This is a genomic window from Paenibacillus ginsengarvi, assembly GCF_003626695.1.
Taxonomy (GTDB): domain Bacteria; phylum Bacillota; class Bacilli; order Paenibacillales; family NBRC-103111; genus Paenibacillus_AB; species Paenibacillus_AB ginsengarvi.
On sequence record NZ_RBAH01000005.1, the window covers coordinates 100179 to 122966 of the forward strand.

Annotated in this window: 18 protein-coding genes; 11 read left to right on the forward strand and 7 right to left on the reverse strand. The window is 57.0% G+C overall.

Features of this window, described 5'->3' with window-relative positions; genetic code table 11:
* Positions 1-13 precede the first annotated feature (13 nt).
* The 7 genes from D7M11_RS08810 (at position 14) to D7M11_RS08840 (ending at position 13615) form a co-directional block, all read left to right on the forward strand.
* A complete protein-coding gene (locus tag D7M11_RS08810; RefSeq protein WP_120746832.1) occupies positions 14-1315 on the forward strand; it encodes a sulfatase-like hydrolase/transferase in 1302 nt (433 codons plus the stop codon).
* An 88-nt stretch (positions 1316-1403) separates the two neighbouring features.
* Complete coding sequence (locus tag D7M11_RS08815) at positions 1404-4148, forward strand: alpha-mannosidase (protein WP_120746833.1); 2745 nt, start codon at positions 1404-1406, stop codon at positions 4146-4148.
* A 128-nt stretch (positions 4149-4276) separates the two neighbouring features.
* On the forward strand, positions 4277-5551 hold the full coding sequence (locus tag D7M11_RS08820) for a glycoside hydrolase family 125 protein (protein ID WP_240041016.1): 1275 nt from the start codon (positions 4277-4279) through the stop codon (positions 5549-5551).
* A gap of 52 nt (positions 5552-5603) precedes the next feature.
* The gene (locus D7M11_RS08825; RefSeq protein ID WP_120746835.1) at positions 5604-7121 is read left to right on the forward strand and encodes a sulfatase family protein; all 1518 of its coding nucleotides are present in this window, start codon (positions 5604-5606) and stop codon (positions 7119-7121) included.
* Positions 7122-7312: 191 nt separating this feature from the next.
* Positions 7313-10453 carry an alpha-amylase family protein gene (locus D7M11_RS08830; RefSeq protein ID WP_120746836.1) on the forward strand — a complete coding sequence of 1047 codons (3141 nt, stop codon included), beginning with the start codon at positions 7313-7315 and terminating at the stop codon, positions 10451-10453.
* A 449-nt stretch (positions 10454-10902) separates the two neighbouring features.
* Positions 10903-12039: an ROK family transcriptional regulator gene (locus D7M11_RS08835; RefSeq protein ID WP_120746837.1), complete on the forward strand. Its 1137-nt coding sequence runs from the start codon at positions 10903-10905 to the stop codon at positions 12037-12039.
* 319 nt (positions 12040-12358) lie between these two features.
* Entirely contained in the window at positions 12359-13615 is a 1257-nt protein-coding gene (locus D7M11_RS08840; protein ID WP_120746838.1) for a DegT/DnrJ/EryC1/StrS family aminotransferase, read from the forward strand.
* A 100-nt stretch (positions 13616-13715) separates the two neighbouring features.
* On the opposite strand, the gene D7M11_RS08845 is transcribed toward D7M11_RS08840, so the two are convergent.
* From D7M11_RS08845 to D7M11_RS08865, 5 genes are all read right to left on the reverse strand, one after another.
* The gene (locus tag D7M11_RS08845) at positions 13716-14522 is read right to left on the reverse strand and encodes a histidinol-phosphatase (protein ID WP_120746839.1); all 807 of its coding nucleotides are present in this window, start codon (positions 14520-14522) and stop codon (positions 13716-13718) included.
* A 175-nt stretch (positions 14523-14697) separates the two neighbouring features.
* Complete coding sequence (locus D7M11_RS08850) at positions 14698-15600, reverse strand: LysR family transcriptional regulator (RefSeq protein ID WP_120746840.1); 903 nt, start codon at positions 15598-15600, stop codon at positions 14698-14700.
* Positions 15601-15701: 101 nt separating this feature from the next.
* A complete protein-coding gene (locus tag D7M11_RS08855) occupies positions 15702-16088 on the reverse strand; it encodes a VOC family protein (protein ID WP_120746841.1) in 387 nt (128 codons plus the stop codon).
* Between the two features lie 278 nt (positions 16089-16366).
* On the reverse strand, positions 16367-17905 hold the full coding sequence (locus tag D7M11_RS08860; RefSeq protein WP_168928298.1) for a sensor histidine kinase: 1539 nt from the start codon (positions 17903-17905) through the stop codon (positions 16367-16369).
* On the reverse strand, positions 17895-18590 hold the full coding sequence (locus D7M11_RS08865; protein WP_120746843.1) for a response regulator transcription factor: 696 nt from the start codon (positions 18588-18590) through the stop codon (positions 17895-17897). Before D7M11_RS08865 ends, D7M11_RS08860 begins: the two co-directional genes overlap by 11 nt.
* A gap of 249 nt (positions 18591-18839) precedes the next feature.
* Here D7M11_RS08865 and D7M11_RS08870 point away from each other — a divergent pair, with 249 nt between their 5' ends.
* The 3 genes from D7M11_RS08870 (at position 18840) to D7M11_RS08880 (ending at position 21203) form a co-directional block, all read left to right on the forward strand.
* Positions 18840-19445 carry a YitT family protein gene (locus D7M11_RS08870; protein ID WP_120746844.1) on the forward strand — a complete coding sequence of 202 codons (606 nt, stop codon included), beginning with the start codon at positions 18840-18842 and terminating at the stop codon, positions 19443-19445.
* 309 nt (positions 19446-19754) lie between these two features.
* Positions 19755-20213, forward strand: a complete 459-nt coding sequence (locus D7M11_RS08875) for a chemotaxis protein CheX (RefSeq protein ID WP_120746845.1) — start codon at positions 19755-19757, stop codon at positions 20211-20213.
* A 210-nt stretch (positions 20214-20423) separates the two neighbouring features.
* A complete protein-coding gene (locus D7M11_RS08880; protein WP_120746846.1) occupies positions 20424-21203 on the forward strand; it encodes an SDR family NAD(P)-dependent oxidoreductase in 780 nt (259 codons plus the stop codon).
* Here D7M11_RS08880 and D7M11_RS36350 read toward each other — a convergent pair.
* Complete coding sequence (locus tag D7M11_RS36350) at positions 21190-21360, reverse strand: hypothetical protein (RefSeq protein ID WP_158606521.1); 171 nt, start codon at positions 21358-21360, stop codon at positions 21190-21192. The two genes, D7M11_RS08880 and D7M11_RS36350, sit on opposite strands and share 14 nt — an antisense overlap.
* Before the next feature lie 172 nt (positions 21361-21532).
* Positions 21533-21805 carry a YusU family protein gene (locus D7M11_RS08885; RefSeq protein WP_120746847.1) on the reverse strand — a complete coding sequence of 91 codons (273 nt, stop codon included), beginning with the start codon at positions 21803-21805 and terminating at the stop codon, positions 21533-21535.
* Between the two features lie 179 nt (positions 21806-21984).
* Between D7M11_RS08885 and D7M11_RS08890 the strand changes: the two genes are divergently transcribed.
* Entirely contained in the window at positions 21985-22779 is a 795-nt protein-coding gene (locus tag D7M11_RS08890; protein WP_120746848.1) for an alpha/beta hydrolase family protein, read from the forward strand.
* Positions 22780-22788 lie beyond the last annotated feature (9 nt).

Consider the following 22788-nt stretch of genomic DNA (forward strand, 5'->3'; position numbering starts at 1 on the left):
AGGTGTGATCGCTGTGACTAAACCGAATGTCGTTGTCATTTATTGCGACGATCTGGGGTATGGCGATTTGGGATGCTACGGGTCCGATGTCATTCGGACCCCCCATCTGGACGCGCTTGCCCAGGACGGGGTTCGTTTTACCGACTGGTATTCCAATTCGCCCGTCTGCTCGCCGTCCCGAGCCGCCTTGCTCACCGGTCTGTATCCGGCCAAAGCCGGCGTCAGCCATATTCTTGGCGGCAAGCGAGGAACCGGCGGGCTGAAGCAGGAAAAGAAGACGCTGGCCGAACGGCTGAAGCAGTCCGGCTACCGGACCGCTCTGTACGGCAAGTGGCATCTCGGATCGGCTGACAACGCCAAGCCGAACGCGCGCGGATTCGACGATTACTTCGGCTTCCACGCCGGCTGTATCGACTATTATTCGCATATTTTTTACTGGGGCGTACCGAATGTCAACCCGGTGCACGATTTGTGGAGCAACCGCGAAGAGGTATGGCGCGACGGCGAATACATGACCCACATCATTACCGACAAATCGGTCGACTTCATCGAGCAGGGCAGCGAGCAGCCGTTCTTCCTGTATGCGGCCTATAACGCTCCGCACTATCCGATGCATGCCCCGGAAAAATACATGAAGCGTTACAGTCATTTGCCGTACGACCGTATGCTGATGGCGGCTATGATCTCCGCCGTGGACGACGGCGTGGGCGACATCGTTGCCGCGCTGAAGCGGGCCGGCGTGTACGACAACACGATCATCTTTTTCTCTAGCGACAACGGCCCTTCCTCGGAAGCGCGCAACTTCCTGGACGGCACGGAGGATGTGTACTACGGCGGCAGCGCCGGCATTTTCCGCGGACACAAGGCATCCCTGTTCGAGGGCGGCATTCGCGAGCCGGCGATTCTCGTCTATCCGAAGGCGATACCGTCCGCGCAAGTATGCAGCGAAGCGGGCATGATGGCCGACATCGTGCCGACGGTGCTCGAATTTGCGGGACTTCCGGCGCCGGTGGCCGGCGAAATCGACGGCACCAGCGTCGTGAAGATGGCGACGGAAGGAGCTGCCACGCCGCACAGTCAAATATTCTGGGAGTACGGCAGCCAGCTCGCCGTGCGCGAAGGCAAATGGAAGCTCGTGCTGGGCGGCAAGCTCGATTTCAACCGGACGCAGCCGGATGAGATTCATTTGTCCGATCTGGAAGCCGATCCGGGCGAGCGCGTGAATCTGAAGGACCAATATCCCGATATCGCAAGCCGCCTGGAGCAGGACGTTCGCCGGTGGTACGCAGAGCTGGGGCAGCAGGCGGGAGCCTGAGCCAACAAGAAAAGAGAGGTCCGCGCCTCTCTTTTCTGCGTCCATGCGGGCATAGATACAAAGGATCGATCAGGATACAAGGGAGGACATATATCAAGTGAAAACGGCCCACATTATATCGCATAGCCACTGGGACAGAGAATGGTATTTGCCGTTCGAGACGCATCGTCATCTGCTCGTCAAGCTGATGGATACGCTGATGGATACGATGGAGCGTGATCCGGAGTTCCGCAGCTTCCATCTGGACGGACAAACGATCATACTGGACGATTATCTCGCCATACGGCCCGACCAAAAGGAAAGGCTCGCCCGGCATATTGCCGAAGGACGGCTCGTTATCGGCCCTTGGTATGTGCTTCAGGACGAGTTTTTGACAAGCAGCGAGGCGAACGTCCGCAATTTGCAATACGGACACCTCGACGCGGCGAAGTACGGAGCGATATGCAAAATCGGCTATTTCCCCGATTCGTTCGGCAACATGGGGCAAGCCCCGCAGCTGCTGCTTCAGGCCGGTATCGACACCGCCGTATTCGGCCGCGGAGTAACGCCGACCGGGTTCAACAATACGGTCGGAGAACCGGGTGAATACGAGTCTCCTTATTCGGAAATGATGTGGCAATCTCCGGACGGGTCGAGCGTGCTCGGCATTTTGTTCGCGAACTGGTATTGCAACGGCATGGAAGTGCCGACCGACCCGGAAGCGGCGAAAAAGTACTGGGACGCGAAGCTGGGCAGCGCGGACAAGTTTGCCTCCACGCCGCATCTGCTGTTCATGAACGGCTGCGACCATCAGCCGGTGCAGACCGATATGTCCGAAGCGATCCGCACGGCGGAGAAGCTGTACCCTGACGTGAAGTTCGTGCATTCGAACTTCGAGGACTATGTGAACGCGGTCAAGGCGTCTCTGCCCGCCGATCTGTCCGTCATCCGCGGAGAGCTGCGCAGCCAGCGGACGGCCGGCTGGTATACGCTCGTCAATACGGCGTCGTCACGCATTTATTTGAAGCAGATGAATCACCGCGTCCAGACGCTGCTTGAGAAGGTCGCGGAGCCGCTGGCGGCATTCGCTTCTTCGCTTGGCCACTCGTACCCGGGCCATTTGCTGGAATACGGCTGGAAGACGCTGATGCAGAACCATCCGCATGACAGCATATGCGGCTGCAGCGTAGACGAAGTGCATCGCGAGATGGTTACGCGCTTCGAGAAAAGCGGCCAAGTGGCGGCAAACATCGTGGCGGACAGCTTGCAGGCGATCGTTTCGCATGCGGATACGTCAAAGTTTGCCGGGTATGGCGACGGGGGGGCTCATCCGTTTGTCGTGTTTAATACGTCCGGCTGGAAGCGTTCGGGCACCGTTTCCGTAGAACTTACGATCGAACGGAAATATTTCAGCGCCGGAGCGCCGGATCAGATCGCGCGCGAGCTGAAGGCGAAGCCGCTTCCTGCCGGTTCGCTCGTCGATGACCGGGGCGCGGTTGTGCCGCATACACTCGAGGACTTAGGCGTACAGTTCGGCTACGATCTGCCCGATGACCGGTTCCGCCAGCCTTATATGGGACGCAAAATCCGGCTTACGTTCCACGCTAGCAGCGTGCCGTCGCTCGGATACCAGTCGTTCGCATGGGTAACGGGCGTTTACGCTGTCGCCGAATCCGGCGCAGGCTATGAGCCGGTTGCCGCAGGCGGCCGTGAGCTGGAAAACCGGTATTTGAAAGTGGCGATCGAGAACGACGGATCGCTGACCGTTACGGAGAAGACGAGCGGCCGCGTATTTGCAGGACTTGGCGTTCTCGAGGATACGGGAGACGTGGGCAACGAATATATTTACAAGCAAACCGCCGACGGCGTGACGGTAACGACGCAAGGGAAAGCGGCGGACATCCGCTTGATCGAGGATGCAGGCTACCGGGCTTCGTTCGAGATCGTGCACAAGATGGATATTCCGGTGTCGGCCGACGAGCGGTTGCATACGGAAATCGAAGAAATCACGCCTTTCACGATGCGGGAAGCGGGCCGGAGCCTGGAGACCGTGCAGATGGACATTCGCGTAACGGTCCGGCTCGAAGCGGAATGGCGCGGCGTGCTCGTCAGCGCGGCGTTCGACAACAAGGCGAAGGATCACCGGCTGCGGATGCTCGTTCCGACGGACGCGGTTACCGCGGTTCACCGGGCCGACTCGATTTTCGAGGTAGCGCAGCGGGATACCGAGCCTGCGGCGGAGTGGAAAAATCCGAGCAACTGCCAGCATCAACACGCTTTCGCCAGCGTACATGACGAAACGCGCGGCATGACTGTGGCGAATCACGGCCTTCAGGAATACGAAGTGCTTCGCGACGGACGTTCGACGATCGCCGTTACGCTGCTGCGTTCCACGGCTGAACTGGGCGACTGGGGCGTATTCCATACGCCGGAAGCGCAGTGCCTGATGGCTTGCACGGCCGAGCTGTGCCTGATCCCTCATGCCGGAGGCGGGGAAGAACTTGCGTACGCCGCCTACGAGGAAGCATACCAGTACCAAATTCCGTGGCAAACGGTGCAAACCGAAGCTTCTGCCGGAACGCTGCCGTCCACGCATTCGTTCTTGGAATGGAGCGGCAAGGCGATGGCATTCTCCAGCTTGAAGCTTGGCGAAGCGTCGGGAGATTGGATGGTTCGCTGGTTCAACATGTCCGGCAGCGAGACGAGCCTGACATGTCGCATACCGGGTGCAAACGGATTTTACAAAAGCGCTGTGCTAGAGGATCGCCGCGAGGCGATCGAGGCGGACGACTCGTCAGCGAGCGTGGCCGTTCGGGGCAGCGAAATCGTTACTTTGGGCATTTGCTTATCTTGAGTCGACCGAGCACCAGGATTATCTAGATACAACCGGAACTCCTTCCGCTACTTGGAGCGGGAGGAGGCCGGCCTTTCCGGCCATCCGGCGCGGAAGCCATTTGCATAATGCACGAAGGAGACTATACGATGCAACTTCCACAAGCAATCGAGAAGCTGTTCGAAGAAGCGGACCGCAAGCTGGCTCATCATCCGAAGCTGCTGCGCATGTTCAAGCAATGTTATGTCAACACGCTGGAAACGACGACGAAACGGATGCCGGACGGCACTACGTTCGTTTTTACAGGCGACATTCCGGCCATGTGGCTGCGCGACTCGAGCGCGCAGGTCCGCCATTACGTACCGCTGGCTAAAGAGGACGAGACGCTGCAAAGTCTGATCGAAGGACTGCTGCGCCGCCAGTTTTATTATATCGGCATCGATCCTTATGCGAATGCGTTTAACGCGGAGGCGAACGATCGCCGCTACGAGGAAGATTTGACGGAGCTGAACCCGTGGGTTTGGGAGCGCAAATACGAGATCGATTCGCTTTGTTATCCGATCGAGCTCGCCTATGCGTATTGGAAAGCGACGGGCAGGAAAGAGGCGCTGGACGAATCGTTCCGCACGGCCGCTCGCACCATAATCCGCTTGTGGGTTACGGAGCAGCGCCACTTCGAGCAGTCGACCTACCGGTTTACCCGCCTCACCGGACCGAAGTCGGACACGCTTCGCAATAACGGCATGGGCATGCCGGTCCAGTATACGGGCATGACGTGGTCCGGCTTTCGTCCGAGCGACGATGCGTGTACGTTCGGTTATTTAATCCCGTCCAATATGTTCGCGGCCGTCGCTCTCGGCCATATAGCGGAAATTGCCGAAGCCGTGTTCCAGGACAACTACTTGAAGCGGGACGCGCTGGCGCTGAAGGAAGAGATCGAATACGGCATCGAAACGTACGGAACGGTGCTGCATCCGGAATTCGGCAAAATATACGCGTACGAAACGGACGGCTTCGGCAACCATAATCTGATGGACGACGCCAATGTGCCGAGCTTGCTGTCGATCCCTTATCTCGGCTACAAGGATAAGGACGACGAGGTTGTACGGAATACGCGGCGGTTCGTTCTGAGCGAGCATAACCCGTACTATTACGTAGGCAGTCAGGCAAAAGGAATCGGCAGTCCGCATACGCCGCACCGTTATATATGGCATATCGCCTTGTCGATGCAGGCGCTCACGTCCGGCGATCCGGACGAGATCTGGTCGCTCATCGAAACCTGTCTGGCGACCGACGCGGATACCGGCTATATGCACGAAGGCTTCGATGTGGACGATCCCGCCAAGTTTACGCGTTCGTGGTTCGCTTGGGCGAACAGCTTGTTCGCCGAGTGCGTGTTTCATTGGATGAAGCTGGAGCGCTGATGGCTTGCAGCATGCTGCTACAGGATTACCATTTTGGGAGGCGGATGATTGTATGACGCAGGGGCAAACGGAGACAGCAAAGCGCAGACCGAATATCTTATTTATCCAGACCGACCAGCAGCGGGTCGACACGCTGAAAAGCTACGGCGGCACTGTCTGTCAAACGCCGCATTTGAACCGTTTGGCGGAAGAAAGCGTCGTGTTCTCGAACGCTTATGCGAGCTGTCCGGTATGTACGCCGGCCCGAGCGTCGATGCAGACCGGTCTGTACCCGTTCAAGCACGGGATGCAGACGAACAGCTACGGCATGGGCAGCATGGTGCAGGAGCTGCCCGACACGCCGAGACTGCTTAGCCGGCAATTGCAGCAGCAATCGTACAGCATCGGTTACACCGGCAAGTGGCATCTCGGCTTCGGACCGGAAATGGGACAATTTCTGCGAGGCAACCTCGCGCATGTCCGTTTTGCCGATATTGCCGGAGGGTTCAAATCGCTCCCGACCGACGTCGGCTACGAGGGCGACGATTTTGCCGGTCACGGCGGCGGGGGGATGACCTACCCGCAGTTCCGTCAGTATTTGCAGGATAACGGCTTGACGTGGCAGGAAGAGAACAAAATTACCGGCCATTTCGAATGGCATTACGCTTCCGAGCTGACGTCGCCGATCGAGTCTACGGTCGAATACTTCTTGACGGAGCGCGCGATCCATTTTATCGACGATTTCCGTAAGAGAGACCAGCCGTTTTTCTTCTCGCTTAACTTCTGGGGTCCGCACGAGCCTTATATCGCGCCGAAGCGTTTTCTGGATATGTACCGGGACGTGGAGCTGGAGCCGTGGCCGAACTTCTACGACGACGGCAAGGATAAACCGTCGATTCATCAAATCAAAAGAGGCAATACGAAGGAATGGGCCGACTTCGTCCCGTATATTAAACATTACTATGCGGCCATGAGCAGCATCGACGAACAGGTTGGCAGACTGATCGCTTACTTGAAGCAGCACGATTTGTACGACAACACGGTCATTATTTTTACCGCCGACCACGGCGAATCGCTGGGCATTCACGGCGGATTGTGCGACAAGTCGTTTTTCATGTACGAGGAAACGTGCCGCATTCCGCTTATCGTCAAGCCGGCTGCGGGAATGGCAGAGGTTGCCTCCCGCACGGAATCGAGCTTAGTCGGCACTTGCGACATCCACGCCACGATTCTCGATTTGGCGGGAGCCGGCGCACCGCCTGAAGGAACGGACGGCCGTTCGTTCGCGCCGATGCTGGCTGGCGAAGCCGTGCAGGATTGGCCGGACTGCGTCGTCACGGAGGGCGCCGGTCTCGAGGCGGCGATGTTTACGCAGCGTATGCTGCGCAAGGGGCATTTCAAGTACGTGTTTAACTGCGGCGATCTGGACGAGTTGTACGATTTGTCCGTCGATCCGCACGAAATGACGAACCTGATCGGCGACGAGAGTTACACGGGCGCTCTGGCGGAAATGCGGCAGTCGCTCGCCGACTGGATGGTGCAGCACGAGGATAGCTTGGTGAGACAGTATAAGCGGCTGAGAATGGAATAAGATTCCCCAAAAAGTGACGCGACGCTTCGCAGGAGATTCCGGGTACTTTTCGGGGGCCCCGAAACACTGATCCCCCAAAAGTGGAGTCAGCCTACGAACGATTATGCCCAAACGAAAAGCAGCGCTTAAAAGAGGAGTTCGTTCCCCTTTTGGCGCTTTTTTCGCAGTTTTGTATATGAAGGAGATGGACTATGAACCGCACGATCGTGTTTTACGACCCGCTCTTCCCAATCGCTTCCGACCGCCCGGATGCCGCGTTGTTGGATCGACTCGCCGCTTCGGCGACAATCACGGATGGTGAGGCGCTGGCTGAGCTGCTGCTGTCGACGCAAGGCGGCTGCTTCGTTAACCTGCACGCGCCGTACTTCCCGAAGGACGCCTGGACGGCGATACTGGACTATTTGCAGCGAGGCGGGGGACTAGTGAGCGCCGGTGGCGCTCCGTTCCGGTTTCCGGTATACCGGAGCGAGGCCGGCTGGACCTGCGAATCGGAGCAAACGGCTTATCACCGGCAGCTGCTTATTCATGAAGCGATGCAGGTCGACCCGGCTCCGATCGAAAGCTTGGCCGCGCTCGACGAAATTCCGCTATTTGCGCCGTATACGGGGCTGCTTACCGTGGAGCCGACATATAGTCTGGTCATGCACGTCACGCGGTCCAGCGACATTCCGCACGAAAGCGGCTCTGCCGGGCCGATGGATGCGCGTTTATATCCGCTCGTCAAAGGCATATCCCCGGACAAGCGGGAAGTAGCTGCTCCTGTCGTTCTGATCGAACACGCCAAGGGAACGTTCGCCGGGGCTCGCTGGCTGTTTGTTAATCAGCGGCTAACGTCGCAGTTCTGGTCGCAGGACGGAGCGGCTGCTTTCCGCGCTTTGGCGGATTTCTGCTCGCGGGGCGTCACCGAGATGTGGCTGCTGCCGCTTTATGCTTCGTACGATCCGGGCGACCGGGCGAAATTCCGCTTCCAGCTTCAGCAGCTTGGCGGCGCCGCTTCGACGGATGCTGAGACGAATGAAAGCTGGAGCTGCACGTTTCGGTTCGGCAAACAGACGGCGGACGGAAGCGAAGCGGAGTGGACCCATACGTTTGATGTCGCGGGCAGCCGGGAGCTGACGATGCTTCCGGTCACCGTACCTGCCGGTCTGGAGGCGGGCCTGTATACGGCGCAGCTTACGGCTGTCTCCGACAAGGGCGAAGTACGGCTGCTGCGCCAAGCGGTATGGGGCTTCGATCGCGAACTGCTTGCGCAAGGCGAGGCGCTCACATGCGACCGCGACTATTTCCGCAAAAACGGCAAGCCGCTGCCGATCGTCGGGATGACGTACATGACGTCCGACGTGGCGCGCAAATTTATTTTTATGCCGAACGTCTCCGTGTGGGACCGGGATATGGCGGAGATGAAGCGGGCGGGCATCAATATGATCCGCACCGGCATCTGGACCGGCTACCGTCACGTCATGTACGAAGACGGCCATCCGTCGGAGGAGGTGCTTCGTGCGATCGACGCCTTCATTTTGACCTGCAAACGGCATGAGCTTGAGGTGACGTTTAACTTTTTCGCGTTTACTCCTGAGCTGTGGGAGGGCACGAATCCGTATATCGATCCGCGCAGCGTGGCGGCGCAGAAGCGGTTAATCGCGGCGGTTGTGTCGAGGCACCGGGAAACGGCAAACGTGCACTGGGATCTGATCAACGAGCCGTCGATGTTCGATCCGAAGCGCATTTTCGAAGGACCGCGCAGCAGCCGGGACAGCTTCGAAAAGAAGGCCTATATCGACTGGCTGAAATCCCGCTACGGCTCGATTCGCGAGCTTCAGACGCGGTGGGGCTATACGCCTGCCGAGCTGCCGAGCTTCGAAGCCGTTTCGCCGCCGGAGCCGGGCGAGATCAATTTCGACATTCAGGACATGCATTCCGGCAAAAAAGGGACGCGCTGGCTCGATTACTCGCTGTTCGGCATGGAGATGCTGAACCGGTGGACGGCGGAGCTCAGCGAGACGATCCGCGCAATCGCGCCCGGCCAGCTCATTACGGTCGGCCAGGACGAAGCGCTAGGAGCGCAGCGGCCTTCCCCGCTGCTGTATGAGAGCTCGGTCGATTATACGACGAACCACTCGTGGTGGCTGATGGATCAGCTCGTATGGGACGGCATTTTTACCAAGACGCCGTATAAGCCGAATCTGATCCAGGAAACCGGGATCATGTACGTGGAAACGCCGGACGGCCGGGCGAAACGGTCGGAGACGGAGCTGCGCAACATTCTGGAGCGCAAATACGCCTATTCGTTCTCGACCGGCGGCGCCGGAGCGGTGCAATGGCTGTGGCATACGAACATGTACATGAACAACGTTAACGAGTCGAATATCGGAGCGCTGCGCGCGGACGGCACACAAAAGCCGGAGGCGGACGTTTCGTACGATTTCGGCAAGTTTATGGGCGACATCGGCCATTTATTCGAGGGCCGCGCGTTGGAGGACGTCGTCGTCGTATTCCCGTACTCGAACGATTTGTCCAACCGCAGGCTGGCCGTTGAAGCGACAAGCGCTTTGACGCGCGTGCTCTGCTACGAGCTGAACGTTCATTTCCGCGCCATGAGCGAATACGAGCTGAGCGCGCTGGCGGATCAACCGCCCAAGCTGATCGTCGTGCCAAGCGCTCACAACTTCAGCGATGGGGCGCTAGAGACGCTGCTCGGTCATGTGCGGGAGCACGGCGGTACACTGCTGCTGACCGGCCCGGCCGGGCTCGACGAGCATTGGCGGCCCGTGGAGCGGCTGACGGAGCAGCTCGGAACAAGGCGGCTCGCGAACGTGCTGCGCGAGGAAGAGCTCGTAATCGGCGGCAAGGCGCTGCCGCTCTCGTACGGCGCGCGGAAAATTGCGCAGCTGTGCAAGGAAGTGGCCTGTGCCGGAAGCGTCGCGGGCGGAGCGGCTGGAGACGAGCCGCATGGCTTGACTGAAGCTCGGATCGGGAAGGGAAAGCTGCTGTGGACAGGCTTACCCGTCGAGCTTAACGACAGGGCGGAGTCGATGCGGGCGCTGTACGCGCACGTCTTAGCCGAGTGCGGCGCCCGGTCCGAGCTGGTCTGGGAGCAGGGCGGCGATCTGGCCGGCGTATACGGACGCAAGCTGGCGTTCCGGGACGGTTCGCTGTTCGTGTTCGTTTCGGAATACGGGAGAGGCGCCGCCATCCGGGTAAAAGATCCGGCAACGGAACGCGTGTACGAGTTTGCCCTGCCAAGCGAACGGTCGGTGATGTTCGCCACAGACCGGGAAGGTGGCCTCGTGGCCGTGTACCGGCCGGATGAAGTGGCCGTTGAGGTGCGATAGAGTATAGATGATCAAAAGGCTTCTGCCGAATTCGTTCGGCGGGAGCCTTTGTTTTTCGCGTGCCTGCCTGGTCTGGCTTAAGAATAACGGAACCGTTTGTTCCGTTATTGTTTCTGCGAGGGTGGAAACGCCCCGATAACGGAAGCAAAAGTTCCGTTAAGCCCGCAAAAAGAGGGCGAATTCGGTCCGTCCCAAGCCTATAGCGGAACTTCATGTTCCGTTAGTGGGGGCGCAACAGGGAACTTTCCCGTTTAGCGGAAGTTCCGCTTCCGTTATGCTCAGCTCAACCGTTAGTGTCACCCACCACCCGTATGAAGGCGTCCTTTAAGCGGAAATAGGGATCGGCCTGCAGCTTTATTGTCGGGAAGTCGTCTTCTCCCTTTCCAGATTATTTATCAAAGTGAATTATATATGCTACAATACTACAAACAACGCGAAGGGATTGTAGTGTGGTGACGCAACTCAACGCCTCGGAGATAGTCGTACTGACAACGATTCAGCAGAGCGGGGGCATCTCCCGCAAAGCTTTGGCGGAAAAAACCGGACTGTCCCAAGCTTCGATTACGAAAATAACGCATAAGCTGGGGCTGGACGATTATATTTACGAAGGGGAACGGGTCGGCACCGGCCTGGGGCGCAAGGAAGTGCTGCTGTATCCGAACCCGGGCAAATACAAGTTTCTCGGCGTCGATATCGGCGGTTACCGGCTTCGGCTTGCGCTGGCCGACTACCGCTACGAGCTGATTCGGACCGAGGAATTTTTAATCGCGGAGCTGGACCAGGGGGACGAGGTGCTGCCGGAGCTGGTAGACAAAATCCGAACGTTTCTGGAAGCGGCCGGAGCGGATGCGGTCGATGCGATCGGAGTAAGCGTGACGGGGATTATCGATAGCTCCAGGCAAACGATTCTGAACATCCCGAATTTGAACCGGTGGGACAACGTGCCGATCACGGCTGCGCTGTCGGAGCGGTTCGGCTGCCCGGTGTATTTGGAGGAAAGCGGCCGTACGATGGCATTTGCAGAGAAGCTGTCGGGCAAGGCGAAGGACAAGTCGGATTTTATCGTCGTGCATGTGGCGTACGGCATCGTCGCAGGCATCTACACCAGCGGCGAGCCGCTCCGGGGTGCGGGCAATGTCGGCGGACTGCTCGGTCACATTACAGTCGACGAGAGCGGAGGGCGCTGCATGTGCGGCAATTACGGCTGTCTGGAAAATGTCGTCACGTACCCGATGCTCGAGGAGGAGTATCGCCGGAAAGCGCAGGGGTCGCTTACACTCACCGAAGCGTACGGCCTTAACGATAAAACCGCGCTCGACGTCTGCATAGCCGCCGGCAAAGCGATCGGCATCGTGCTGAGCAATGTCGTCAATTTATTTAATCCGGAAATCATTTATTTGGGCGGTCCGGTGTTCGAACGGTTTCCAATCGTGTTTGAGGAAGTGAGACGGACGGTGCTGCTGCGCGCGAACCGGTTCGCCACGGTCGGAATGGCGCTGGATCGGACGACATTCGGCGACCGGCAAGGGCTCATGGGAGCTTTGACGCTGGCGGGCACGTCGTTTATTGAATCGATGGGCAAGTAAAGCAGGACCCTCTGGCGAATGTGGATAGGACGAGCAGAAAGAAGCCGATCGCGGAATATATTCCGTTATCGGCTTTTTTTGGTGCAGAATAACGGAAAATCGGTTCCGTTATATCCGGATTTTTGTAATTAATTTTCTGATATGTATTTACAAAACGAAAAAGTCGATATATATTTTATTTAGTAAATTAATTAGCTAACCCCACAAGGGAAAGGAGCAGCGGTTGTCCATCAAAAAGGTTCATATGGCAGGGGCATTGTTCTTGGGAAGGTCTGGAACTTATCAATAAGCATATAAGACGAGAGGGGACCTATTCGACATGAATTCAGAAACCGATCATCAGCCGGTTCGCACGAAACCGTGGGGATTCGGCATGCACAGCAGCGAGGAATTCGGGGAAGAAGAAAAGGCGCTGGTGCTCGGCGTGCTGGACAAAAAGCGGGTGTTCCGCTTCCTCGGCTCCGACAAGGAGCAGTCCGAGGCGTTCCGGCTGGAGCGTCTGTACCGCGAGCGCACCGGCGCGAAGCACGCGCTGGCGGTTAATGCCGGCACATCGGCGCTTGTATCCGCGCTTATCGGCGCAGGTGTCGGGCCGGGGGACGAAGTGATCGTCCCGGCTTACACGTACATCGCGACGGCGGCGGCGGTGCTGCTGGCGAGGGCGGTGCCGGTTATCGTCGAGGTCGACGATTCGCTCACGATGGACCCGGTGGCGCTGGAGGCGGCAATCACGCCGTATACGAAGGCGGTTATTCCGGTCCATATGCGCGGCGTTCCTTGCCGGATGGATGAAATTATGGAAATCGCCGGCCGCCGCGGGCTGGTCGTTATCGAGGACGTGGCGCAGGCCAACGGAGGCTCGTACAAGGGACGGGCGCTCGGTTCAATCGGCCGGGCCGGCTGCTTCAGCTTCCAGCAATATAAGCTGGTTACGGCGGGGGAAGGCGGCCTGGTTGTCACGAACGACGATACACTGCATGAGCGGGCTAGCATTTACCACGATTCCGCTTTCGTCTATTGGGGGATGAACGCGCAGAACAAGCAGCCGGCATTCCCGGGCGAAAACTACCGGATGAGCGAGCTTCACGCGGCGCTGGCGCTGGCACAGTCGGGCCGGATCGACGCGATCGTCTCGAGATTGCGGCATATCAAATCGTCGATTACGGCGGCGATTGGCGACTTGCCGCAAATCCGGCTGCAGCCGATCCCCGATCCGCAGGGGGATGTTTCGTACAGCCTCGTTTTTTACTTGCCGACGGCGGAGCTGGCGCGGCGATTTGCGCAGCGGCTGGCACGCGAAGGCATCCCGAACGGCACCATCGACAACAACGGTTTTGCCGACCGTCATATTTACAAAAACTGGACGTATGTGATGGAGAAACGGGGAGCGTCGGAGCGCGACACGCCATGGAACTGCGCAAGCTATAAAGGCAATGTCGAGTATTCGCAGGACATGTGTCCGAAAACGCTCGATTGGCTCGGCCGCGCCATCGCCATCGGCTTGCACCAGCATATGACGGACGAGGATTGCGACGATGTGATTCGGGCGATCCGCAAAACGGCCGCCGCCTTTTGAAAATAAAGAAGCTTCCGATCCACTCGCAGGTGGGCTGGAAGCTTCTTCGTTTTGCTCTGGACATAGCTCTCGCGCTGGCTGTCTTCGCTCGTCGGTCCCATTACAAAGGAACGATGCAGCGCTGCTTTTGCCGGAAAAACACCCATTCCTTAAAGCCGATTTCCTTCAAACGCCTCGCCACTTCTTCAAATTCGTCGCCGACGCGGCTCGGAACGTGGGAATCGGAGCCAAACGTAGCCGCTACGCCGTAATGGAGGGCGCGCTCGAGAATATCGTCCGACGGGTACCAGCCGCCGCAGTCTTTCATTTTGCCTGACGTATTGATTTCAATTGCGATATCGCATTGCCCGATCACGCGGAGCGTTTCGTCGACCGCCTCAGTCGGTATTTCCGAGAACGCCGGAAAATACCCCTTCATCGCATCGATATGGCCGAGAATTTGAAACATGCCGCTTTGGGCGGACTGACGGATCAGGTCGTAGTAGATCTCTTTTTGCCGTACCTTCTCGCCGTCCTTCATCCCTTTCCAGCGGTTTTTGTTAAAAATGCTGATCCCGTCGGACTTATGCACCGAGCCGATGATGTAGTCGAACGGATACTGGTCGTACATGCGCCGATATACGTCTGCGTGCTCCGGGAAAAAGTCGGACTCGACGCCAAGCAGCACTTCGATCCGGTCTTTGTACTCCTCCTTCAGCTTTAGCACTTCGGCTACGTAATTGCCGAAGTCGCTTGTGGCCATCGTAATGCCCGGCCATGGCTGATCCTCTTCCTCGGCGAAATAGGGGGAATGATCGGAAATGCCGATCACTTGGAGCCCGTGGCTGATGGCTGCTTCGATGTAATCGCGAATTGTTCCGTCTGCGTGTCCGCAGCGGAAGTGGTGGGTGTGCAGATCGAATTTCATGGGAAGATCCTCCTAAGAAGTTTTGCAGAGCAAAACTTGCTTCGTAAGTGGCTGAAGCTTTGCGGAGCAAAGCTGCGCCGAGGGCATGGACTAAAGCGCCGGCGCGTACAAGAGCGTCGTCAAGTATCATTGTATCCTGCGGTCCCGATCTTCACTCGGCCAACAGGACTCAGCGTTATTCCGAGCCGATGAAGTTTGATTCCGGCATCCCTTTCAGGTCGAGCAAAAATTGCTGCATCGCCGAGCTCATGTATTTGCCCGCCTTGGTCATGACCCCGATCGGATGCGTCAGCTCCAGCTCGTTGACCTGAATCATTTTGAGCGTGCCCAGCCTCAGCTCGTTTGCGATCGACAGCTTCGAGATAATTGCAGCGCCGAGATTGAGCTCCACCATCCGTTTTACTTCCTCGCTGCTCGACAGCTCCATCACGATCGGCGGCTCGATCTTGTATTTGTGGAACACCTGATCGACGAACCGGCGGCCGGCCGTTTCCGGAGAAAGCATAATAAAAGGAATATCCTTCAGCGCGTCCACCGTCGTATGGCGCAGATTGCCCATGGGATGACTAGGCGCCACGACAAGCTCGAACGTATCGTAGTACAAGATCGACGTTTCCAGCGCCGGGTGCTTGTCGAACAAATAGCCGATGCCGATGTCGAGCGTGCCGTTTTCGACGCTGGCCATAATTTGCGACGAGGTCATCGAGTGGATCGTTGTTTTGATGAGCGGATACTGGTTCTGGAAATAAGACAGCACCCGGGGCAAAATTTGCATCGCAATCGACGTTGTCGTGCCGATATGAATATGGCCTTGCGGCGTCTGGTTCAAATCGCCGAGCCTTTGCTTCAAATCCTCAACCGTTTGCAGAATACGTTCCGCATGCTGGAGAAAAATAAAGCCGCTGTCGGTAAGCGTCACCGGCTGATTGCGGTCGACCAGCACCGTGCGGAACTCTTCCTCAAGGCTTTTGATTTGCGCGGACACGGCCGGCTGGGTCAAATTCAGCAGTTCGCCTGCCTTACGGAAACTCATCGTTTTGGATATGGTGACCAGTGTTTCCAACTGGTTAATATTCACGGCATTCTCCTTCCTGCCATGCCCTTGCGGGCAGCGGAGCTATCGGTCATACACAGCTCCGCTGCTCGGAAGGGCGACATGATCCTATAGAATCGGCTTCATCAAGCCGGCTGGAAAAACTCGATCCATTCGCCGTCCGGGCCGTAAAAGAACCGGTAGCGCGCCCCGTTCGGAAGTGTCGTGACATCGGGATCGATAAACTTGACGTCATGCTTCTCGATGCGTGCGAGTTCTGCATCCAGATCGTCAACGGTGAAGGCGATATGATGCACTTTGCCTTCCTCGGCCAGCGTGCCGTCATAACCTTCGATCAGCTCGACCTGGGTTTCCTTCGCTCCGGGAAATCCGAGGAAAGCGAGCTTGATTGTGCCATTGCCGTGATCCAGCGTGCCTAACGGCTCAAGACCGATGACATCGCGGTAAAAGGCGACGGAACGCTCCATATTCGTTACCATAATGCCTACATGTTCGATTTTGCGTACAGCCATTTCGTTCTCGTCTCCTTCCGAATAAATGCCCCGAATCGCTCGCGGACTGCTCCGCTTGTCGTCTTATCTATTGTACCTTTATCGGGTCGGCAGGGAAAGTCCCGGCCAGAAATCATTTCCTATACGGCTTCCTGACGCGAAGGATGAGGAGTAACGGAACCGGAATTGACCCAAACTTTCGCACAAAAAAATACCTCCGATCCGCTTCGTCAAGTGGTTTCGGAGGCATTCGTATATGGTTATGCAAGGTAACATGGGCGCTGGTTTCGATCCTCTACTCAGACGGCCAGCTTCAGCCGCACCCAGAAACGGATCTCGTCGCCTTCGCTCTCCGCCCAAATTTCGCCGCCGTGGTAATCGATAATGCTTTTCGCGATAGCGAGCCCCAGCCCGGAGCCGCCCGTTTCCGACGAACGGGACGGATCGATCCGGTAGAAGCGATCGAACAGTCTCTCCACATCCTGCTTGGACAGCGGCGTTCCGTTATTGCTGATGCGTACGGTGACGTAATCGGCTTCGCGGAACATCAGCACACGGATTGTTCCGGGTTTGCGGCTGTATTTGACCGCATTCGTGAGCAGGTTATCGAATACGCGAATCATTTTGTCGGCGTCGACCTGCACCCGCAGCTTCTCGGGAGGGAACGCGCGGATAATGTTCAGCTCGTTCTCCTCGGCATAACCGATCATTTCCTCGATCAACTGCTCGAGCAGCTCGTTCATGCAGACCGTATCCAGCTTCAACGTATCGCCTTGATTCGAAAGCTTCGTATATTCGAACAAATCGTCGATCAAATTTTTCAGCTTCTCCGACTTGCCGTAGGCGATGCTGATATAGGAATCGGCCTGCGCCTGCGATTCGTAATTCCGGTCCTTGAGCAGTCGGAGATAGCCCATAATAAGCGTCAGGGGCGTGCGCAGATCGTGGGAAACGTTCGTGATCAGCTCGTTTTTGGTCGCCTCCGCCCGGCGCTCCTCCTCGATCGTTTGCTCCAGCTCGGCGGTCATCCGGTTGATGTTGTCGGCGAGCGTTCCGAGCTCGTCCCGGCTGCGCGTCGGTACCCGGTAATGCAGCTTCCCTTTGGATATTTCGAGCAATCCCTGCGCCAGCTCCTCGATATATTTCGTTTTGCGTTTCGTAATCCAGAAAAATAAAAAGATAAACGTAATGAATGCCAGCAGCATCGGCATCGGACTGCTGCTTCCCTTCATATAAACGATGTTCGGGGAAGGCATGCCCGATACGACCAGATAAGCTTTCCGCTGCTGCAGGTCGAGCGGATAAAAGCTCGAATACTCCTGATTCTGGTACCGTCTGTCGTTGATGCGAGCGTCCATCGCATTGCGGATTATGCCGTGCAGATCGACTTGATTTTCGGTCGCGTTCGGCGACTTGAACAGCACCCGGCCATCCAGATCGAGCAGCAGTATTTTCAGGCTCGGGTCCCATTGATTGTACCGGTCGATCGTCGCCGCCACCCGATCCTCGACCGTCGGTACGGTTACGGCGCTCCCAGCGCGGCTGGGCAAGGACTCATCGTCGCGGGTCAAGTCGTTCAGAATGGAGCGGGCCCGCGAATCGATCTCGTGAACGCCCGCCGTATAATCAATCGTCGGATACTGGTTCGAGTTTTCGAAGAGCGGTGTCGTCAGGCTGCGAATCAGAATGGAAGCGAGCAGGCAGAAGACGAAGGTCAGTATAAGCTGGAGCCGGATGCTCGATTCGAAATGCCGCTTGACGAACAAATAGATGTCTTTCAAAAAGCCAAGTCCGATATACAGCCAGTGCAGAGGGTTCCACAGCGACCTACTTTTCAATTTTGTAGCCGACCCCCCATACCGTCTTGATATATTTCGGCTGGCGGGGCACCGCTTCCAGCTTTTCGCGAATTTTGCGGATATGCACCATGACGGTATTGTCCGATTCATAGAACGTTTCGTTCCAGACGGCTTCGTAAATTTTCTGGATGCTGAACACAAGGCCGCGGTTGCGGGCGAGCAGCTCGAGGATAGCGAATTCGCGCGGCGTCAGCCGGACTTCGCGCCCTTCGACTTTGACCTCGTGCGTGGCGGTATTGATCACGAGATCGTCAATCTCGATCTCTTCCTCCAGCCTCGGGGCGGTTACGTTCAGCCGCTTGTACCGGCGAAGCTGCGACTTCACCCGGGCGACCAGCTCCAGCGGGTTAAACGGCTTCGTCATATAATCGTCGGCGCCGGTACTAAGCCCCATAATTTTGTCCATGTCCTGGCTTTTGGCCGACAGCATGATGATCGGCATATTTTTTTCCTCGCGGATTCTCATGCAGGCTTCGATGCCGTCCATCTTCGGCATCATAATATCGAGAATGATCAGGTCGACTTCCTTGCTCCGCAGCACGTCAAGCGCTTCGATGCCGTTGCTGGCGCGGAGAAGACGGTAGCCCTCATTTTTCAAGTAAATTTCCAGCAGGTCGAGGATGTCCTTCTCGTCGTCCACCAGAAGCAAAGTTTCTTGCGCCATTCCTCCATCGTCTCCATTCGTGTTTCATTCCATCTATAGAACTTATAGTTCGGGGCTCCCCGCAAAGTATTTGGAATACGATTCGAAGTCCAGCTCCACTTTGTGGGGTTATCTTCAACATTACTATAGCAAGGCGGGGATGTACAAACGATTGAATCTCATTATACGGCTCATTTCTTAAGAAACATGGCCCGCAGTTCTTAAGTAATTCTTAATCCCATACATTATGGACGAGGGGAGGGAGAAGGGATGCAGATCGCTTTGCAAATGGCGGCCGTGCTTTTCGGCAGTTCCTTGCTTGCTTTCGGAGTCGACGCTTTTCTGTCCCCGTACCATCTGATCGATGGCGGTATGATCGGCATCGGTCTGCTGCTGAACTATCACTACGGCTTGCTGCCGGGTCTGGCTGTTCTGGTTATTAGCGCGCCGGTGTTCGCCTGCGTCTTGTTTTACGATAAAACGCTGCTGCTGAACGCTTTAAACGGACTGCTTGTCTCTTCGCTGCTGATCGATCTGTTCGCTCCGGCGTCCGATTGGTTCCGGCTCGGGATACTTCCGCATACGATTATCGGAGGCTGGCTGATCGGCATGGGGGTCGGCGTGATGCTGGCGTATCGGACGAACTCCGGCGGCTCCGACCTGATCGGGCAGCTGCTGTCCGATCGGACGGGTGTGCCTGCGGCCGTTTTTATACTGCTGTTCGATCTCGCCGTTCTCTTGGCAGGGCTTGCCGTGATCGGTCCTGTTCGCACTTTATATTCTATGCTTGCGATCGTGATCGTATTTGCCGCTACGATGCGGTACTCGAGACGCAAGTCTTTGGGACGAAGCATTCATCTATTTTTGAAGAAATGACCAAAAAAGGGACTTTAGTATGATGGAGAAAACGACACAAATCGGGTGCTTTCGCTAGTTTTTTCGCTTGTGTGGACCGAACGAACGATGGCCTCCTATATACAGGTTTAGGAAACTGGAGTATAATTAAATCAAGTCCTTTGCATATACCGGGTCAAGCCGCCGCTTGGATTGCGGCCGTTTTCTACACCCCGTAGCCGCAGTGCCGGGACATGTGTGCAGGTGCGCTCCATCGGACGGTATGCGGTATTTCCCGCGGGTTCGGCCCCGGGGAATCCGAGAATTTTGTCGAAAAGGGGACTCTATGTAATGAAGGCCGAATATATCAATCCATTTCTGGAATCCGCCAGAATTGTTTTGGAACAGCTGATTAACGTTCGTCCGACAACCGGGCAGCTCGGTATCAAAGACGTCAAGTTCGTGGAAAATTACATCTGGATTCAGATCGGCATGACGGGTCAGATGAAGGGCGACGTGGTGTTCGGATTGCACGAGGACGTGGCGCTTAAGCTTGTGTCCGCCATGATGGGCGGCTACGCGGTCACTCAGATGGACGAAATGTCGCAAAGCGCCATTTCCGAGCTGGGCAATATGATCAGCGGCAATGCCAGCACGATTTTGTTCAATCAGGGAGTACGGGTCGACATTACTCCGCCGAAGCTCATTCAGTCCGCGGCGGCTGCGGGTTTTACGGCGACGAAGGCGCTCACGATTCCGCTAATGATGGATCAGATCGGACAGCTCGATATCAAGGTATTGATTACTTAACGGACTTCATACATAAGGTAGTGAAAGGGGGTGCCTCAGGCAGCCTCTTTTTTGTACGGTGAAGCTTGAGCGGGCGGCAGTCCGGCTTGCCGGAGGGAACTTGAATTTGAACGGCTCAAACCGTATTCTATTGCATAAAGAGTTGGAAGTTCGTTTATGGGCGGACATGCTGAACGAAAAATAATATGGCAACCGGAGGAGAGCGGAAAGATGGCCAAATTGGAAGGCAAAATTGTCGCCATTACCGGGGCATCAAGCGGAATCGGGGCCAAAACGGCGGAGCTTATCGCAAGGCGCGGAGGAACGCCGCTGCTGATGGCGCGGAATCGGGAGAAGCTGAGCGAGCTCGCCGGCCGGATCGGCGGCCGCTGCGAAACGTATGAGCTGGACGTCTCATCGGCGTCGTCGGTTGAACGTGTCTTCGATCTCGTCCACAAGCGGCATGGCAAGGTCGACGTGTTAGTTAACAATGCGGGATTCGGCAAGTTCGTCATGTTCGAAGATACGCCGCTGGACGATTTCGAGAAGATGATGGACGTAAATTATATGGGACTCGTGCGTTGTACGAAAGCGGTGCTGCCGCCTATGCGGTCAGCGGGTTCGGGACAGATCGTGAACATCGCGTCCTTGGCGGGCAAAATCGGAACGGCCAAATCGGCCGGCTACGCGGCCACCAAGCATGCCGTTCTCGGGCTTACGAACAGCCTGCGGCAGGAGCTGGCGGGCTCGGGTATTACGGTGACGGCGATCAATCCGGGGCCGGTGGATACGCCTTTTTTCGACTTGGCCGATCCGTCGGGAACTTATGCCGCCAATGTCAAATGGTTCATGCTGACTCCGGATCAGGTCGCTATGTCGATCGTGCGGGCCATGGAACGGGGGCGCGCCGAGGTAGATTTGCCGGCAGTCGCAGGTTTTGGAGCTAAGCTGTTTCATCTGTTTCCGCGAACGTTCGAGCGATTCAGCCGACGGTTTCTCAATTTGAAATAAGACGGTACACGAAAATGCCGATAACCGCCCAGATCGGCATACTGAACAAGATGCCCCAGATCAGCCCGGCGATGGGGCCGCCCTCCGCAGCGGCAGCGTCGTCCGGAGGAAGACCGGCCTCCGGTTCCGGGTAACGGTAAGGGTCGCCGCTTCTCATACGCATGTACCTCACTTTCCCACCATGTATTCTCATCATCAGTATGGGCGAAAGCGAATGGTTTGAAACCTGGATCCCGGCTTGGCCGGGCAGGGAGCGGAGCGGGGACGGCGGCTGCGAAGCAAGACGAAAAAGACCTTCTGCGTTCAGAAGGTCTTGCTCCGTATCCGGCTTATTCCGCATCCGGCTTGCCCGGATTGGACTGCTGCGCCCGGTGCGCTTCGTTTAAAGCTTTGATCTCCTCGAACAGCTTCCGCACCTCTTGCTTGGCTTCGGGATGCGTCTGGTTCCAGTGGCTGGCGAGAGCGGGCATCGTTTTGTGAATATGGTTGTAGATCGCCCACTTTTTTACTTGTTCTACCGTCTCGGGAGTCGTTTGGCCGGTCAGCAGCTCGGCGAATTTTTGCACGAGCGCTTCGAAATCCCGGTCGAAAGCTGGATTCATGGCGGAAGACAACCTTTCCTCGGGTATAGGTACTCCCAGTCTACGAAACAGGCCGCCCGTTGTCAAAGCAGAAAAGCTAAGGCCAGAAGAATGCAGCGGCGCGATAGGAACGGAAATAGAGGTGCAAAACCTAAAAAATTGGACAAAATAGGCTTACTACCTATGGAAAGAGGCAGCTCATGGACTTGGAAGCCGGACGAGATGGAACGCTTGTGCAGCGGGAACCGCTGCCGGACCCCGTTCCGGGTATACGACTAGAATGCATCACCTACTGGAGCCAGGGGCTCCGGGTGAAAGGATACTACTGCGCACCGGAGACGGAGAAGCCGCTGCCGCCGCTCGTTTATTGCCGCGGAGGCATCAGAAGCGTAGGCATGGTCCGAGTCGCCCGCCTCGTTACGCTGGCGCGGCGCGGCTACGCGGTTTTTGCTCCGTTTTACAGAGGCAACGAAGGCGGCGAGGGGCGTGAAGATTTCGGCGGCGAAGATCGCCATGATCTCTACAACGGCATTCGCCTGCTGCGCTCGCTGCCCGGAGTAAGAGACGAGCCGGTGCCGCTGCTCGGATTTTCCCGCGGAGCGATGATGGCGCTGCTCGCGTCCAAAGAGTGCGAGGGAGTCGGACCTGTCGCCGTTTGGGGCGGCGTAAGCGATCTGCTGCTCACTTACGAAGAGAGGGTAGACTTAAGGCGCATGCTCAAACGTGTCGTCGGTCATCCGAAGAAGGACGAGACAAGCTACAGGGCGCGATCACCCGTATGCTGGGCCGGGCAGATCGCATCGCCCGTTCTGATCATCCACGGCTCGATCGACGAACATGTCGGCGTCGAACACGCGTACCGGCTGGGCAAAGCGCTTGCGGAGGCGGGAAAAAGCTACAAAATGGACATTTACCAGGGCAGGGCTCACGTGTTCCCGCGCGAGGAAGACGAAGCCGTTCTCGATTCGATATTCGACTGGTTTTCCAGAGCGTAACGCAGGGAA

Coding starts and splice junctions, on each gene's coding strand:
- D7M11_RS08820 (WP_240041016.1), top strand. CDS start 4,277: ATGCAACTTCCACAAGCAATCGAGAAGCTGTTCGAAGAAGCGGACCGC.
- D7M11_RS08825 (WP_120746835.1), top strand. CDS start 5,604: ATGACGCAGGGGCAAACGGAGACAGCAAAGCGCAGACCGAATATCTTA.
- D7M11_RS08830 (WP_120746836.1), top strand. CDS start 7,313: ATGAACCGCACGATCGTGTTTTACGACCCGCTCTTCCCAATCGCTTCC.
- D7M11_RS08840 (WP_120746838.1), top strand. CDS start 12,359: ATGAATTCAGAAACCGATCATCAGCCGGTTCGCACGAAACCGTGGGGA.
- D7M11_RS08845 (WP_120746839.1), bottom strand. CDS start 14,522: ATGAAATTCGATCTGCACACCCACCACTTCCGCTGCGGACACGCAGAC.
- D7M11_RS08855 (WP_120746841.1), bottom strand. CDS start 16,088: ATGGCTGTACGCAAAATCGAACATGTAGGCATTATGGTAACGAATATG.
- D7M11_RS08865 (WP_120746843.1), bottom strand. CDS start 18,590: ATGGCGCAAGAAACTTTGCTTCTGGTGGACGACGAGAAGGACATCCTC.
- D7M11_RS08870 (WP_120746844.1), top strand. CDS start 18,840: ATGCAGATCGCTTTGCAAATGGCGGCCGTGCTTTTCGGCAGTTCCTTG.
- D7M11_RS08875 (WP_120746845.1), top strand. CDS start 19,755: ATGAAGGCCGAATATATCAATCCATTTCTGGAATCCGCCAGAATTGTT.
- D7M11_RS08880 (WP_120746846.1), top strand. CDS start 20,424: ATGGCCAAATTGGAAGGCAAAATTGTCGCCATTACCGGGGCATCAAGC.
- D7M11_RS36350 (WP_158606521.1), bottom strand. CDS start 21,360: ATGAGAAGCGGCGACCCTTACCGTTACCCGGAACCGGAGGCCGGTCTT.
- D7M11_RS08885 (WP_120746847.1), bottom strand. CDS start 21,805: ATGAATCCAGCTTTCGACCGGGATTTCGAAGCGCTCGTGCAAAAATTC.
- D7M11_RS08890 (WP_120746848.1), top strand. CDS start 21,985: ATGGACTTGGAAGCCGGACGAGATGGAACGCTTGTGCAGCGGGAACCG.